Here is a 15,614-nt window from a genome sequence, read left to right as displayed (position 1 = left end):
GCTTGCCCCCGATGGCGATCCGCCAGTCAGCGCTTCTCTTGCTTATTGGGCAGCGGCGCAAACAACGCTTCAATGTCCTCGTTGGCCAACTGCCAATCCCCGGTGGTTCGTCCATCCAGCACACCCGCCGCCAGATCGGACTTTTCTTTTTGCAGGTGCTGGATTTTCTCTTCCACCGTGCCTCGGGCAATCATCTTGTAGACGAACACCGGCTTCTCTTGCCCGATGCGATACGCACGGTCGGTCGCCTGGTTTTCCGTTGCGGGGTTCCACCACGGGTCGTAGTGGATCACCGTGTCTGCTTCTGTGAGGTTCAGGCCTACACCGCCGGCCTTCAAGCTGATCAGAAAAATCTGCAACTTGCCGCTCTGGAAGTCCTTCACTGGCGTGCGCCGATCCCGGGTTTGACCGGTGAGCAGTGCGTAGGCAATGCCGCGCTTTTTCAGTTCGACTTCGATCAGGCTCAGCATCGAGGTGAACTGGGAAAACAGCAGGATCCGCCGGCCTTCGGCAAACAGCTCGTCGAGCATGTCCAGCAGGCTGTCGAGCTTGCCCGAGCTGCTGCCACGGGCGGGCAGGGTGGCGTCGTTGACCAGGCGCAAGTCGCAGCACACCTGGCGCAGCTTGAGCAGCGCTTCAAGGATGATGATCTGGCTGCGCGCCACACCTTTGCGGGTGATCTCGTCGCGGACCTTTTTGTCCATGGCCAGGCGCATGGTTTCGTACACATCGCGCTGGGCTTCGTTAAGGTCGACCCAGTGGATGATTTCGGTCTTGGGCGGCAATTCTGTCGCCACTTGTTCCTTGGTGCGGCGCAACAGGAAGGGTTTTATCCGGCCGTTGAGGTGCTGCAATCGCACTTCGCTGGCGCGCTTTTCGATGGGCACGCGGTAGTCACGGTTGAAGCTTTTTACGTCGCCCAGCCAGCCCGGCAGCAGGAAGTGGAACAGCGACCACAGCTCGCCCAAATGATTTTCCAGCGGCGTGCCACTCAGACACAGGCGCTGCCGTGCATTCAACTCACGCGCTGCCTGGGCCGCTTTGCTCGACGGGTTCTTGATGTATTGGGCTTCGTCGAGGATCAGCACATGCAAGGGCAGGGCAGCGAGGGTGTCGATGTCCTTTGGCAGCAGCGCGTACGTGGTAAGCAGCAGGTCATATTCCTGCAGATTGGCGAAATGTTTCTTACGTGTCGCGCCGTACAGGGCTTGCACCCTGAGTTGCGGAGTGAAGTGGGCTGCCTCGTCGAGCCAGTTAGGAATCAGGCTGGTGGGCATCACCACCATGCACGGTCGATCCAGGCGCCCGGCGATCTTTTCGCTGAGGATATGCGCCAAGGTCTGTAGGGTTTTGCCTAGGCCCATGTCATCCGCAAGAATACCGCCGACGTCCAACTGGCGCAGCGACTGCATCCAGCTCAGGCCTTCCAGCTGGTATGGGCGCAAAGTCGCGTTCAACCCTTCGGGCGCGACGCAGGTGAAGTCCTTGATATCCCGCAGACGTTGGGCAAAGTTGCGGATCTTCTCACCGCCTTCCCATTGCAGCGGCAGGTCTTCCAGCGGGTTCAACCGAATCGCATCGGCCTTGGCCAAGCGCAGCGTGGTGGTGCCGGCTTCCTGTAGGTAAAACTCGCCAAGCGTCGCCAGTACTGGCTTCAGGCGTCCGTAAGGCAATGCCACTTGCAGTGGGCCGTGGCCGTTGGGCAGGCCAGGAATGTTCACCAGGATCAGTTCGTCATCGCGACGGCGTGCGAGTTTCTCCGGGTTGAGAATCTCGGTGTGAGAGCGCATCAGGTTCAGCAGAATCGGCAACAGGCTCAGCCGTTCACCGTTGACGATGATCCCCAGTTCCAGGTCAAACCAGTCGCGCTCCGGCCCTTCGTCGACGGTGGCGTACCAGTCGTCCACCGTGCTCAGGTCGAAACCGAAATCCTCATCAATCTGCAACTCCCAACCTTCGGTGCGCAAAGTGGGCGAAACGTTGAGGGTGAAGTTCAGCCAGGCACTGTCATTGACCATCTCGAACAGCTCGCCAGCGCTTTCCGGCAGTGCCTTGCTCTGGCGTGTGGCGATCTTGAAGCCCAGCAGGCGCAGTTGTTCGCGATAGGGTTGTTCCAGCCCCGGGTGGCGCTTGATGCGCAGGCTCTGGGTTTCCTGGCGTACGATAATGTCGGCGTTCTTTTGCCCGCTGACATAGTGGCCCAAGTAGTTGAACGACAGCGCCGCACGGTGCTGGATATAGCGCTGCATCCTGCCGTTGCGCGGTTCGAACGCACTGAACTCGACACTCGCCAGCCACAGGCGCGGGATCGGCAGCACGTCTTCCATCACCACCTGCGGTAACACCACGCGGTTGTCCAGCACAGCCTGGAGCTTCTCCAGCAGCTCGGCATCCTGGGCGGCGGCCGGGTAGGCCAGGGTTTCCTGGACCTTGAGCAAGACGGCGGCGATATGTTTGCAATTGGTATGCACCGGGCAGGTGCAGCGGCTGTCCACCAGGATCAGCGAGCCCTTGGCCGATTCGCGCAGCGAGATGGTCTGTCGGTAAACGTTGCCGCCCGAGCCTTCGCAGTTGGCGATGATGGTGCTGTCACCGGATTCGACGATGCGTACCCGATTCTCCAGCGCATAACGTCGCCCGCGCTCCAGGCTCTGCTCTTTGAAGCGATTGGCCCACGAAGGGGCCAGGGGTTTGGTCAACGACGACGTCTGGGGCATGGCGCTGGATCAGTCCTGAATGTCAGGCGGGGGTGCGCTGGGCGGCTTGGCGGTCAGCGAAGTGATCTTGATCAGCAGTGCGAGGTGACCACCATCCAGGTAGTTGAGTTGGTTGTTCTTGGTGCGCACGTCGGTCTGGTTCAGGTGCTCGCTGGCAATCACGCTGCCGTTGCTGTCGAACTGATTGACCCAGAATTGCGCGTCGATATCGGTAAAACGCCCCAGTTGCAGGTTCAGCGTGCCCTCGATAGGGAACTGGCCGAACTGTTCCTGGCCGTCGGTGATCGCGATTTTGACCGGTTGTTCGCCGAGGTTCTGTTCCCAGGCCTTGTGCGCCAACACGGTGTAGCTGTTATCGGCGCTGAGCTTGTCGACGATGTTGTTCAGGCGCGGCGGGCTCATTTTATCGCCCAGGCGCACGGCCCCGGCATCCCAGTTTTCCGGCGCGGCGCGGCTGTTGATCACCGGCTCCGCATTTTGGCGCACCAGGATCATTTCTACCTGGTAGGGGCTGTCGGCAAATGCCGAAGGCGCCAAGACCACCAACAACAAGCTCAGCATGCGGAACAGGCGCATTGGGGCGTCCTTCAAACGGATTTCGGGATGAGGCGCTCAAACAGCGCCTCCAGGGTATTAAAGCGTTCTTCGGCACGTTCCATCGGCACCATGAACTTGAACAGCGTAGCCCCTTCGAACTTGTAGCGGTTGGGCTGGCCCTGGATCAGCTTGATCAGCACCAACGGGTCTACCGGCGTCTGCGCTTCGAACTCAATACGCCCGCCCTGCGGCCCAGCGTCGACTTTCTTTATACCGAGCTGCTCGGCCTGCAATTTAAGCAGGGTCAGGCGCACCAGGTTCTTGGTCGGTTCCGGCAGCAGGCCGAAGCGGTCGATCATCTCAACCTGCAAGTCCTTGAGGCCTTCTTCGTCGGTGGCCGAAGCGATGCGCTTGTACAGGATCAGCCGTGCGTGCACGTCCGGCAGGTAGTCTTCGGGAATCAACGCCGGCAAGCGCAGGTTGATTTCCGGACCGCCGCCCAAGGGTTGGTCAAGGTTCGGTTGCTCGCCCTTGCGGATGGCTTTCACCGCACGTTCGAGCATCTCCATATAGAGGGTGAAACCCACTGCCTGGATCTGCCCGCTCTGGCCGTCGCCCAGCAGTTCGCCGGCGCCACGGATTTCCAGGTCGTTGGTGGCCAGTACAAAACCGGCGCCGAGGTCCTGGGTGTTGGCGATCGCTTCCAGGCGCTTTTCGGCGTCGGACGTGATCTGTTGGCGCGGCGGCGTCAGCAGGTAGGCGTAGGCCTGGTGGTGACTGCGACCGACGCGGCCACGCAGTTGGTGCAACTGCGCCAGGCCGAATTTATCGGCGCGCTCGATGATGATGGTATTGGCGCTCGGCACGTCGATACCGGTCTCGATGATGGTCGAGGCGATCAACACGTTGAAGCGCTTGTGATAGAAGTCGCTCATCACCTGTTCGAGTTCACGTTCGCGCATCTGCCCGTGGCCGATGGCGATCCGCGCTTCCGGCACCAGTTCGGCGAGGTCGGCGGCGCATTTCTCGATGGTTTTCACGTCGTTGTGCAGGTAATACACCTGGCCGCCGCGCAGCAATTCCCGCAGCAGGGCTTCTTTTACCGTGCTTTTGTTCTGCTCCATGACGAAGGTGCGCACCGAGAGGCGGCGCGCCGGCGGCGTGGCGATGATCGACAGGTCGCGCATGCCCGACACCGCCATGTTCAGCGTGCGTGGGATCGGCGTTGCTGTGAGCGTAAGAATATCGACTTCACTGCGCAGGGCTTTGAGCTGCTCTTTCTGGCGCACGCCGAAGCGGTGTTCTTCGTCGATGATCACCAGGCCCAGGTTCTTGATCTTTACGTCGTCCGACAGCAGCTTGTGCGTGCCGATCACGATGTCGATCTTGCCTTCGGCCAAATCGGCGACGGCAGCGTTCACTTCCTTGGCCGACTTGAAGCGGCTCATCACTTCCACGGTCACCGGCCAGTCGGCAAAGCGGTCGCGGAAGCTGTTGTAGTGCTGCTGGGCGAGCAGGGTGGTCGGCACCAGGATCGCGACCTGGCGGCCACCGTGTACGGCGATAAAGGCGGCGCGCATGGCCACTTCGGTCTTGCCGAAACCCACGTCGCCACACACCAGGCGGTCCATCGGCTTGGGCGCGAGCATGTCGGCGCGCACGGCTTCGATGGTGGTTTGCTGGTCCGGGGTTTCTTCGAACGCGAAGCCGGCGCTGAAGGTGGCGTAGTCGGCTTTCGGGTCGGCGAAGGCATAGCCTTCGCGGGCGGCGCGGCGGGCATAGATGTCGAGCAGCTCGGCGGCAACATCGCGAACCTGCTCGGCAGCCTTGCGCTTGGCCTTCTGCCAGGTCTCGGAGCCCAGGCGGTGCAACGGCGCCAGGGCGTCGTCGCTGCCGGTGTAGCGGGCAATCAGGTGCAGGCTGGCGACCGGCACGTAGAGCTTGGCGCCCTCGGCGTATTCCATGGTGAGGAATTCGGCGGCCTGGTTATCGATCTCCAGGGTCTGCAAGCCGAGGTAGCGACCCACGCCGTGGTCGATGTGCACCACCGGTGCGCCTTCGCGCAGTTCGGTGAGGTTTTTGATGACTGCGTCGTTGTTGGCGTCGGCACGTTTTTCGCGACGGCGACGCTGCATCACGCGCTGGCCGAACAGTGGGCTCTCGGCAATCAACGCCAGGGCCGGGTCATCCAGCAGCAGGCCTTCGTCGAGCGGGGCGATGGTGATCGCCAGGCGCTCTTTGCCTTTTACAAAATCCGGCCAGCTGTCGACGGTTTTTGGCCGCAGCTTCAGGCGCTCCAACAACTCCAGCAACACTTCACGGCGGCCGGCGGACTCGGCGGTAAACAGCACGCGGCCGGGGAAGTCACTGATGAAGTTGGACAAAGCCTCCAGGGGCTGCGTGGCTTTGGCTTGAATCGCCAAGTCCGGCAGCGTTGCCGCCGGGAAGCGCTCACGGCCGCTTCCGGCTTCCACATCCTGCTGGCTGGCCACCACGCGCGGCCAATTTTTCAGGCGGGCGAAGCAGTCTTCCACCGGCAGGAACAGCTCGGCCGGCGGCAATAGTGGACGGGACGGGTCGACGCGGCGCTCTTCGTAACGGTTGCGCACGTCGTTCCAGAAGTTTTCCGCGGCTTGCTCGATGCCCGGCAGCGAGAACACTTGGGTGTCCTGGGGCAGGTAATCGAACAGGGTCGAGGTTTCGTCGAAGAACAACGGCAGGTAGTACTCGATACCGGCCGGGGTAATCCCGCTGCTCAAGTCCTGGAAGATCGGGCAGCGACGGAAGTCGACATCGAAGCGTTCACGAAAGCGCGCCTTGAAGCGGGTGACCGCGTCCTTTTGCAGCGGGAATTCCCGTGCGGGCAGCAGCTTGACCGAGTCGACCTTGTCGATGGAGCGTTGGTTTTCCGGATCGAAGGTGCGCAGGGTCTCGATTTCGTCATCGAACAGGTCGATGCGGTACGGCAACTTGCTGCCCATCGGGAACAGGTCGATCAGCGCACCGCGCACCGCGAACTCACCGTGCTCGTACACCGTGTCCACGCAGCGGTAGCCGCTGGCTTCGAGGCGCGTGCGCATCTGTTCCACGTCGAGCTTCTGGCCGATATCCAGCACCAGGCTGCTGCCCAGCAGGAACTTGGTCGGGGCCAGGCGATGCAGCGCCGTGGTAATCGGCACCACCAGCACGCCGTGGGCCAGTTCCGGCAGACGGTACAGGCTGGCGATGCGCTGGGAGATGATGTCCTGGTGCGGTGAGAACAGGTCATAGGGCAGGGTTTCCCAGTCGGGAAAATGCAGCACCGGCAAATCGGGGGCGAAGAAGCTCAGCTCCTGCTCCAACCGTTCGGCACTTTGGCTGTCGGCGGTGAGCAGCAGGGTAAAGCGCTTGGCTGCGCTGGCAGCCTCGGCAATGGCCAGGCTCAGGGCGGCACCGGGCAGATTGCCCCAGTGCTGTTTACCTGCCGCGGCAGGGAGTAGCGGTAGACGCAGAACGGGCACGGAAGGTTGAGCTCCAAGCGTTGCGACAAAGTCGGTAATTGTAACGGGCCAAGGTGCCGCCTGTCAGTTGCTGACTGTGCCTATTACGGTTTGTAGGAAATGTAGTGGCTAAGACAAACAATGGTGTGTTTTGACTCAATATGTAGTGCCAAAAAGCGCGAATGTTTAGGAGGGTTACGGACAAGTCGGACGACTCGTCCAACTAGTGGCCTTCTGGAACCCGCGTATTTACTGGGCTGCAGCGGGGCGGTATTTTTTAGCAAGGACTTTTTGTTGGCTGGCGCGCATTGCGACGAGGGCGGTCGGGCGGCATAATGTAGCCCCTTTTTTCAGCCCCTACATGTGGAAGGTTCCCGTGACTCAGAAGCCCGACCAGTGTCTTGGTGAATGGATCGACCGTGAAGCACTCGCAGAAGCGATGATCCCGCTTATCGGTCAGCTGTACCGCAATAACAATGTGGTGAGCTCGATCTATGGCCGCAGCCTGATCAACCAGTCCGTCATCGCGATTCTCAAGGCGCACCGCTTTGCGCGCCATCGCTCTGCCGACGACAGCGAACTCTCCGTCCACGAAACATTCCCACTGCTCAAGGCCATGAGCGAGCTCAAGCTCGGCGCGGCCTCGGTAGACCTGGGCAAGTTGGCGTACAAATTCCGCAAGGAAGGCGCCGGCCGCACCGCCGAGCAGTTCGTGCGTGAAGAAATGGCCGATGTGGTTGGCCAGCAAAACGCAGCAGCCCGCAAAGGCACTGACGTTGTGTTGTACGGCTTCGGTCGTATCGGCCGCCTGCTGGCGCGTATCCTGATCGAAAAAACCGGTGGCGGCGACGGCCTGCGCCTGCGTGCCATTGTTGTGCGCAAAGGCGCCGACAACGACCTGACCAAACGCGCCAGCCTGCTGCGCCGCGACTCGGTACACGGTCCGTTCAACGGCACCATCGTCATTGACGAAGAAAACAACACCATCACCGCCAACGGTAACCTGATCCAGGTGATCTACGCGAAGAACCCGTCCGAGGTGGATTACACCCAGTACGGCATCAAGGACGCCCTGCTGGTGGACAACACCGGCGTATGGCGTGATGCCGAAGGCCTGGGCCAGCACCTGGCTTGCCCTGGTGTTGATCGCGTTGTTCTGACCGCGCCTGGCAAGGGCAAGCTGAAGAACATCGTGCACGGCATCAACCACGGTGAAATCACCGCTGACGACAAAATCGTCTCCGCCGCTTCCTGCACCACCAACGCCATCGTGCCGGTGCTCAAGGCTGTGAACGACAAGTTCGGCATCGTCAACGGTCACGTCGAAACCGTTCACTCGTACACTAACGACCAGAACCTGATCGACAACTTCCACAAAGGCGATCGTCGTGGCCGTAGCGCCGCGCTGAACATGGTTATCACCGAGACCGGTGCTGCTACCGCTGCTGCCAAGGCGCTGCCTGAGCTGGCCGGCAAGTTGACCGGTAACGCGATCCGCGTTCCTACGCCAAACGTGTCGATGGCCATTCTCAACCTGAACCTTGAGACTGCCGCCAGCCGTGAAGAGATGAACGAGTACCTGCGCTACATGGCGCTGCACTCCGATCTGCATAAGCAAATCGACTTCGTCAATTCCCAGGAAGTGGTATCCACCGACTTCGTCGGTTCGCGCCACGCCGGTGTGGTGGATGCCGAAGCGACCATCAGCCAGGACAACCGTGTTGTGCTGTACGTGTGGTACGACAACGAGTTCGGCTACAGCTGCCAGGTGGTTCGTGTGATGGAAGACATGGCCGGGGTCAACCCGCCTGCGTTTCCGCGCTAAGCATCAGCAGTAGATGAAAAAGCCCCGACTGGTTCGGGGCTTTTTTATGGCTGTGGGTTTCGGGCTGCCTGTGAGGGCCTCATCGGGGGCAAGCCCCCTCCCACAGTTTGATTTGTGAATATATTCAAATGTGGGAGGGGGCTTGCCCCCGATAGCGGTCGTTCAGCCGACGCATCAATTGAGCAACTGCCCGCGCAAACTGTCCGACAACCCCTTCGGCGCGAGCCAGATACCCATATAGGCTTTCGCCAATTCAGTATCTCGACTGCTGAACACCACCTGGCCATTGATCTCCAAGTTCAAACCGCGCCCCGACCGAAAATCCAGGGCGTAACGATCCCCGCTGCGGATATTGCGAAAGCGCGCATGCAGTTGATCCAGCTCAGGCTTCAAACGAGCACTGGCTTGCTGGCGCTCCAACGTCGCGGTGGCGGCCTTTATCACATCGTTGCGGTCGATGTCGCGAAAGTAATACAGCACAAGGCGCAGGTCCTGTTGTTGTGACCAGGCCTGTCTGGCGCTCACATCCGCAGAGGCATACAACGCGGCAGCGTACACATCGGCCCACAGGTAGGTGAGCACCGCCTGGTTTTTGCGGGCCAAGCCCTCGAACTGTGCGGGGAAATCAGCCTGCTTGAGTCGGTCGGCGTCATTGGCGTGAGCCGTGATCGACATCATCAGCATCAAACAGATAAAGAGTTGTCGCATAATGGCTCATCCTGAAATTGGCGCTGATTTGCGTCATGTAGTATGGCAAGACTGGCCTACGACGCGACCAAGGGTTAATGTGCGCGGCGTTGACCCTTATATAGACTGTGCCCCGGTTCACACACTTGAGCCAAATTGTCCTTCATGACCGCTGGCCGCGGCATGATTTAGCCAGGCGTCCAACCGTACGCCTGGCCTGTTCTGAGGAGTACGCATGGCTGTCTACAACTACGACGTGGTGGTACTGGGTTCCGGCCCGGCTGGAGAAGGTGCGGCGATGAACGCCGCGAAGGCAGGGCGCAAGGTGGCGATGGTCGATAGCCGTCGCCAGGTCGGCGGTAACTGCACCCACCTGGGTACCATCCCGTCCAAGGCCTTGCGTCACTCGGTCCGCCAGATCATGCAGTTCAACACCAACCCGATGTTCCGGGCCATTGGTGAGCCGCGCTGGTTCTCGTTCCCGGACGTGCTCAAGAGCGCCGAGAAAGTCATCTCCAAACAAGTGGCTTCGCGTACCGGCTACTACGCCCGTAACCGCGTCGACCTGTTCTTCGGCACCGGCAGTTTTGCCGACGAGCAAACCGTCGAAGTGGTCTGCGCCAACGGTGTGGTCGAGAAGCTGGTGGCCAAGCACATCATCATTGCCACCGGGTCGCGTCCGTATCGTCCGGCGGACATCGATTTCCACCACCCGCGTATCTACGATAGCGACACCATCCTGAGCCTGGGCCACACCCCGCGCAAACTGATCATCTACGGCGCCGGCGTGATTGGCTGTGAATACGCCTCGATCTTCAGCGGCCTGGGTGTATTGGTGGAGCTGGTGGATAACCGCGATCAGTTGCTGAGCTTCCTCGACTCGGAAATTTCCCAGGCGTTGAGCTACCACTTCAGCAACAACAACATCACCGTGCGCCACAACGAAGAGTACGAGCGGGTCGAAGGCCTGGATAACGGCGTGATTCTGCATCTCAAATCCGGCAAGAAGATCAAGGCCGACGCTTTGCTGTGGTGCAACGGTCGTACCGGCAACACCGACAAGCTTGGCATGGAAAACATCGGGGTCAAGGTCAACAGTCGTGGCCAGATCGAAGTGGATGAGAACTACCGCACCTGCGTGCCGAACATTTACGGCGCTGGTGACGTGATCGGCTGGCCAAGCCTGGCCAGTGCGGCACATGACCAGGGCCGTTCGGCCGCTGGCAGCATTGTCGACAATGGCAGCTGGCGCTACGTGAACGACGTACCGACCGGGATCTACACGATTCCCGAGATCAGCTCGATCGGCAAGAACGAGCACGAGCTGACCAAGGCCAAGGTGCCTTACGAAGTGGGCAAGGCGTTCTTCAAGAGCATGGCGCGTGCGCAGATCGCCGGCGAGCCCCAGGGCATGCTGAAGATCCTGTTCCATCGCGAGACCCTGGAAGTGCTCGGCGTGCATTGCTTCGGCTACCAGGCTTCGGAGATCGTGCACATCGGCCAGGCCATCATGAACCAGCCGGGCGAGCAAAATACCCTCAAGTATTTTGTGAACACCACGTTCAACTACCCGACCATGGCTGAAGCCTATCGGGTAGCGGCCTACGATGGCCTCAATCGGCTTTTTTGAGCGGCTCCGGCCGGTGGCCTGAGCCGGCCGGGGAGACCGATTTCAGTAATTCCCGAGAGTGGCAGTGGCCAAACCGGGAAAGTCTGTAATCAGGCTATCTACGCCGAAGTCGGCGAGCCTGCGCATCAGCGCAGGTTCGTTGACCGTCCACACCGACACATGCAGACCCTGGCGCTGGGCTTTCTCCAGACGTTCAGGGGTGCACAGCGTCCAGTTCAACGCCAGATACTCACAGCCATAGTTCTGCGCGACCTTCAGCGGGTCGAGCCAGGCGTATTCGGCCACCAGTCCACGTGACAGGTCCGGGGTGAGATCAACCGCCGCTTTCAACACTTCCCGCGAGCTTGAGGTCACGGTGACCTTGTCCATCAAGCCGAAACGTACCGCCATCTCGCGGATTGCCAGCACCGTAGTTGCGGCGCGGGTGCGCGAGGCGCTTTTGACTTCCAGTTGCCAGTGATCGAAGTCGCATTGTTCGAACAGCTCTTCCAGACGTGGGATCGGGCAGGGTTTGACCCAGCCTGGGCCGCCTTTGCGGGCGTCCATCTTCACCAGGTCTGCCGCCGAATACTCGACGACCTTGCCGCGCCGGTCGGTGGTGCGCTTGAGGGTCGGGTCGTGGATGACCATCAGCTCGCCGTCCATGGACAGGTGCAGATCCAGTTCGCAGCGGCGTACGCCGTGCTTGAGGCACTCCTGGAAGCTGGTCAGGGTGTTTTCCGGTGCTTCGCCTTTGGCACCGCGGTGGCCGTAAATCAGGGTCACAGTTGCTCCTATGCGCCAGGCTGGCTGGCGGAGTGAATACGAATTCAGAGATCGTCGCTTTGTTCCCGCGCCAGGCGGCGTTCCTGGGCCTGTTTCTGCAGGATGTAGCGGGCCAGCAATTGGCGCTGGGCATCGGTCATGGACTCGAATTCCGTGCCTACGTCAAAGCCATCGCCCTTGGGATCGCAATGGGTGACCCGCGCCCGCAGCAGCAGGCCGAGCGCCTGGGGCATCAGTACCAGCTTGACCGCCAGATGGACGCCGGTGGCCAGGGGGGCAGGGTGCTGGAAGTCGATGCCGCCTTCGGAGATGATCACCGGCTGCGGTGCGCCCACCTCGTCCAGCAGGCCGCGCGCCATGATCTGGCTGAGCAGGTCCACGCGTTTGTTCTGCACACGCAGGAAGGCGGCGAGGGTGCGGTCCTTTTCGCTCAGTTGGCGCAGCAGGTGCTGGGCTTCGAACTCGCTCAGGTGCAGCTCACTGAGCAGGTTGAACAGCGGTGAATCATCCAGCAACACTTCCTTGCTCGCCGCTTCGGGGGCCGACAGGCTTTTGATTTGGAGTGCGATCATGTCGTCGATACGGTAGTATTCGCGGCGCTCTTCTTCATCTAATGTCGACATGGCGAACCCCAGGTAACGGTAATGGTCAGAGTGTAAAGCTGCTTACCAGACCCCGCCACCGGGACGTCTTCTTTTCCTCCGAACAAGCCCCGACATGTTCAGACCTCTCTTCGTATTTATTGGCACGCGTTATACCCGTGCAAAGCGCCGCAATCATTTTGTGTCGTTCATTTCCTTGACCTCGATGATCGGGCTCGCCTTGGGCGTGGTCGTGATGATTGTGGTGCTGTCGGTGATGAACGGCTTCGATCATGAGATGCGCACCCGCGTGCTGGGCATGGTGCCCCACGCGACCATCGAGTCCGGTGAGCCGATTAACGACTGGCAAAGCCTGGCCGCCAAGGTCAAGCAGAACCCCAAGGTCGTCGCCGTTGCGCCGTTTACCCAGATGCAGGGGCTGCTGACCCATGATGGCAAGGTGCAGAAGATCCTGCTCAATGGCATCGACCCGGCCCAGGAACGTAACGTGTCGATCATCGACAAGTTCATGTTGCAGGGCAAACTCGACGACCTGGCCCCCGGCAGCTTCGGCATCGTGATCGGCGACAAGGCGGCGGCCAAGCTCGGCGTGGGCCTTGGCGACAAGCTGACCTTCGTCGCGCCGGAAGTCACCGTGACCCCGGCCGGCATGTTCCCGCGCATGAAGCGCTTTACCGTGATCGGTACCTTCCATGTGGGCGCTGGCGAAATCGACGGCTACCTCGGCCTGACCAACCTCACCGACCTGGCCCGCCTGCAGCGCTGGCAGCCGGACCAGGTGCAGGGCCTGCGCCTGAAGTTCAGCGACCTGTTCGACGCCCCGCGCGGCGCCTGGGACATTGCCCAGCACTTGGGTGAAACCCAGTATTACGCCCGTGACTGGACCCGTACCCACGGCAACCTGTACCAGGCCATCCGCATGGAAAAAGCCATGATCGGCCTACTGCTGCTGCTGATCGTCGCTGTCGCCGCGTTCAATATCATCTCCACGCTGGTGATGGTGGTGAACGACAAGAAAGGCGATATCGCCATCCTGCGTACCCTTGGCGCCACGCCGGGGCAGATCATGGCGATCTTTATGGTGCAAGGCACCGTGATCGGCGTGGTCGGCACTTTGATCGGCACCGCGGTGGGCATTCTGGCCGCGCTGAACGTCAGCGCCGCCATCGCGTTGCTAGAGAAAGTGATCGGCCACAAGTTCCTCAACGCCGACGTCTACTTCATCGACTACTTGCCGTCCCAGGTTCAGGCCCAGGACGTGTTGATGGTGGGCGGCGCTGCGTTGGTCCTGAGTTTCCTTGCCACCCTGTATCCAGCCTGGCGCGCGGCACGTACCCAGCCAGCACAGGCCTTACGTTATGAGTGAATCGGGCATGAGTGAAAAAGCAATCCTGAGCTGCCGCAACCTGGGCAAATCCTACGAGGAAGGCCCGGAGTCGGTGGTGGTGCTGTCCAACCTGCAACTGGAACTGCATCCGGGCGAACGCGTGGCGATCGTCGGCAGTTCCGGCTCCGGCAAAAGTACCTTGCTGAACCTGTTGGGCGGCCTTGATACGCCGTCCCAGGGCAGCGTGTGGCTGGCCGGCGAAGAGTTGTCGGCGTTGAATGAAAAGGCCCGAGGCCAACTGCGCAATCGTTCGTTGGGTTTTGTGTATCAGTTCCACCACCTGCTGCCGGAATTCACCGCCCTGGAAAACGTGTGCATGCCGCTGCTGATCGGCAAGACTGCGATCCCGGAAGCCCGTCAGCGTGCCAAGGCGCTGCTGGAGCGCGTCGGCCTCGGCCATCGCCTGGAGCACAAGCCGGCCGAGCTGTCCGGCGGCGAGCGCCAGCGTGTGGCAATTGCCCGCGCCCTGGTGAACAACCCAGGCCTGGTAATGCTCGACGAGCCCACCGGCAACCTCGACTCCCACACCGCCCAAGGCATCAAGGACTTGATGCTGGAACTGAGCACCCAGATGCGCACCGCGTTCCTGGTGGTGACCCATGACATGAGCATGGCCCGCCAGATGGACCGCGTGCTGCACCTGCAGGAAGGTCATCTGGTCGCCATCTGACCCGTTTCAAGTCCGACGCCTGGCGTCGGGCTTTTTCAATTTTTCAGGCGGTGCCCGCGAATGTTCAGACCGTTATCGATTTTCATCGGCACGCGCTATACCCGCGCCAAGCGCCGCAATCGTTTTGTTTCATTTATCTCGATGACCTCGATGATCGGCCTCGCCCTGGGCGTGTTGGCGATGATCGTGGTGCTGTCGGTGATGAACGGCTTCCAGCGCGAAATGAGCTCGCGCATCCTCGGCATGGTGCCCCACGCCACTATCGTCGGTGTGAACCCGATTGATGATTGGCAGCCGGTGGCCGCCGCCGCGATGAAGAATCCACAAGTCACCGCTGCGGTGCCATTCACGCAGATGGACGGCATGTTCTCCTACAAGGGCGCCATGCAGCCGATCGAGATCAGCGGCGTTGACCCGGCCCAGGAAGGCAAGGTGTCGATCGTGGCCCAGCACATCGTGCAGGGCAAACTCGAAGACCTGAAGCCCGGCGAGTTCGGCGTGGTGGTCGGCGAAATCACTGCACGGCGTTTTCGCTTGAATGTGGGCGACAAGCTCACCCTGATCGTGCCGGAAATCAGTACCGCGCCAGGGGGTATCACCCCGCGTATGCAGCGCTTGAACGTGGTCGGGATCTTCAAGGTCGGCGCCGAGCTGGATGGCTCCATGGCGTTGATCCACATGGCTGACGCGGCGGAAATCCAGCATTGGCAGCCGAACCAGGTGCAGAGCGTGCGTCTGGCCGTGAAGGATTTGTACGCGGCGCCCAAGGTGTCGACGGACATTGCCACCGGCCTCGGCGCGGCCTACAAGGCGGATGACTGGACCCACACCCAAGGCAGCCTGTTCAGCGCGATGAAGATGGAAAAGACCATGATCGGCCTGTTGTTGCTGATGATCGTTGCCGTGGCGGCGTTCAACATCATCGCTACGTTGATCATGGTGGTAAACGACAAAGGCGCGGACATCGCGATACTGCGCACCATCGGCGCCACGCCCCGGCAGATCATGGCGATCTTCATGGTGCAGGGCACTGTGATTGGCATTGTCGGCACCTTGATCGGCGGCGTGTTGGGCGTGATTGCAGCGCTGAACGTGAGCGAACTGGTGGGCTGGGTCGAGCGGGTGAGCGGGCAGCATATCTTCAGTTCGGATGTGTATTTCGTCAGCAACCTGCCTTCGGAGCTGCAGGGTGGGGATGTGCTGCTGATCTGCACGGCGGGCTTTGTGTTGAGCTTTTTGGCGACGTTGTATCCGGCGTATCGGGCGGCGAAGATTGAGCCGGCGCATGCCTTGAGATACTCCTAGTGTTTTAGAC

Annotated in this window: 11 protein-coding genes; 5 read left to right on the top strand and 6 right to left on the bottom strand. The window is 60.8% G+C overall.

Features of this window, described 5'->3' with window-relative positions; translation table 11 throughout:
- Window positions 1-26 precede the first annotated feature (26 nt).
- Genes AOA60_RS30485 through mfd form a run of 3 tightly spaced genes read right to left on the bottom strand, consistent with a single transcriptional unit; the run spans window position 27 to window position 6,754 of the window.
- Window positions 27-2,717 (bottom strand): DEAD/DEAH box helicase, encoded by a 2,691-nt coding sequence (locus tag AOA60_RS30485; RefSeq protein ID WP_099587427.1) that lies wholly within the window; start codon window positions 2,715-2,717, stop codon window positions 27-29.
- Between the two features lie 9 nt (window positions 2,718-2,726).
- The gene (locus AOA60_RS30480; RefSeq protein ID WP_099587426.1) at window positions 2,727-3,293 is read right to left on the bottom strand and encodes a CsiV family protein; all 567 of its coding nucleotides are present in this window, start codon (window positions 3,291-3,293) and stop codon (window positions 2,727-2,729) included.
- An 11-nt stretch (window positions 3,294-3,304) separates the two neighbouring features.
- Window positions 3,305-6,754 (bottom strand): transcription-repair coupling factor, encoded by a 3,450-nt coding sequence (mfd, locus tag AOA60_RS30475; protein ID WP_099587425.1) that lies wholly within the window; start codon window positions 6,752-6,754, stop codon window positions 3,305-3,307.
- A 340-nt stretch (window positions 6,755-7,094) separates the two neighbouring features.
- Here mfd and AOA60_RS30470 point away from each other — a divergent pair, with 340 nt between their 5' ends.
- Window positions 7,095-8,558 carry a glyceraldehyde-3-phosphate dehydrogenase gene (locus tag AOA60_RS30470; protein ID WP_099587424.1) on the top strand — a complete coding sequence of 488 codons (1,464 nt, stop codon included), beginning with the start codon at window positions 7,095-7,097 and terminating at the stop codon, window positions 8,556-8,558.
- A gap of 174 nt (window positions 8,559-8,732) precedes the next feature.
- Here AOA60_RS30470 and AOA60_RS30465 read toward each other — a convergent pair whose 3' ends face one another.
- The gene (locus AOA60_RS30465) at window positions 8,733-9,266 is read right to left on the bottom strand and encodes a chalcone isomerase family protein (RefSeq protein WP_099587423.1); all 534 of its coding nucleotides are present in this window, start codon (window positions 9,264-9,266) and stop codon (window positions 8,733-8,735) included.
- 214 nt (window positions 9,267-9,480) lie between these two features.
- On the opposite strand from AOA60_RS30465, the gene sthA reads away from it, so the two are divergent.
- A complete protein-coding gene (gene sthA / locus AOA60_RS30460) occupies window positions 9,481-10,875 on the top strand; it encodes a Si-specific NAD(P)(+) transhydrogenase (protein WP_003189670.1) in 1,395 nt (464 codons plus the stop codon).
- Between the two features lie 42 nt (window positions 10,876-10,917).
- Here the strand turns inward: sthA and AOA60_RS30455 are convergent, their stop codons facing one another.
- Entirely contained in the window at window positions 10,918-11,640 is a 723-nt protein-coding gene (locus AOA60_RS30455) for a glycerophosphodiester phosphodiesterase family protein (RefSeq protein WP_099587422.1), read from the bottom strand.
- A 44-nt stretch (window positions 11,641-11,684) separates the two neighbouring features.
- Window positions 11,685-12,263, bottom strand: coding sequence for a PilZ domain-containing protein (locus AOA60_RS30450; RefSeq protein ID WP_099587421.1), 579 nt, complete (start codon window positions 12,261-12,263; stop codon window positions 11,685-11,687).
- 94 nt (window positions 12,264-12,357) lie between these two features.
- Between AOA60_RS30450 and AOA60_RS30445 the strand changes: the two genes are divergently transcribed.
- From AOA60_RS30445 to AOA60_RS30435, 3 genes are read left to right on the top strand one after another with little or no spacing between them, the layout of a single operon-like run.
- Window positions 12,358-13,608 carry a lipoprotein-releasing ABC transporter permease subunit gene (locus tag AOA60_RS30445; RefSeq protein WP_099587420.1) on the top strand — a complete coding sequence of 417 codons (1,251 nt, stop codon included), beginning with the start codon at window positions 12,358-12,360 and terminating at the stop codon, window positions 13,606-13,608.
- 7 nt (window positions 13,609-13,615) lie between these two features.
- Complete coding sequence (lolD, locus tag AOA60_RS30440; RefSeq protein WP_024074097.1) at window positions 13,616-14,299, top strand: lipoprotein-releasing ABC transporter ATP-binding protein LolD; 684 nt, start codon at window positions 13,616-13,618, stop codon at window positions 14,297-14,299.
- Between the two features lie 60 nt (window positions 14,300-14,359).
- Entirely contained in the window at window positions 14,360-15,604 is a 1,245-nt protein-coding gene (locus AOA60_RS30435; protein WP_099587419.1) for a lipoprotein-releasing ABC transporter permease subunit, read from the top strand.
- Window positions 15,605-15,614: the final 10 nt, after the last annotated feature.

This window comes from Pseudomonas sp. 2822-17 (genome assembly GCF_002742485.1).
Classification (GTDB): Bacteria; Pseudomonadota; Gammaproteobacteria; order Pseudomonadales; family Pseudomonadaceae; genus Aquipseudomonas; species Aquipseudomonas cyclaminis.
The sequence above is the reverse complement of the archived record's forward strand: the minus strand, read 5'-3'. Positions and strand labels throughout refer to the sequence as shown.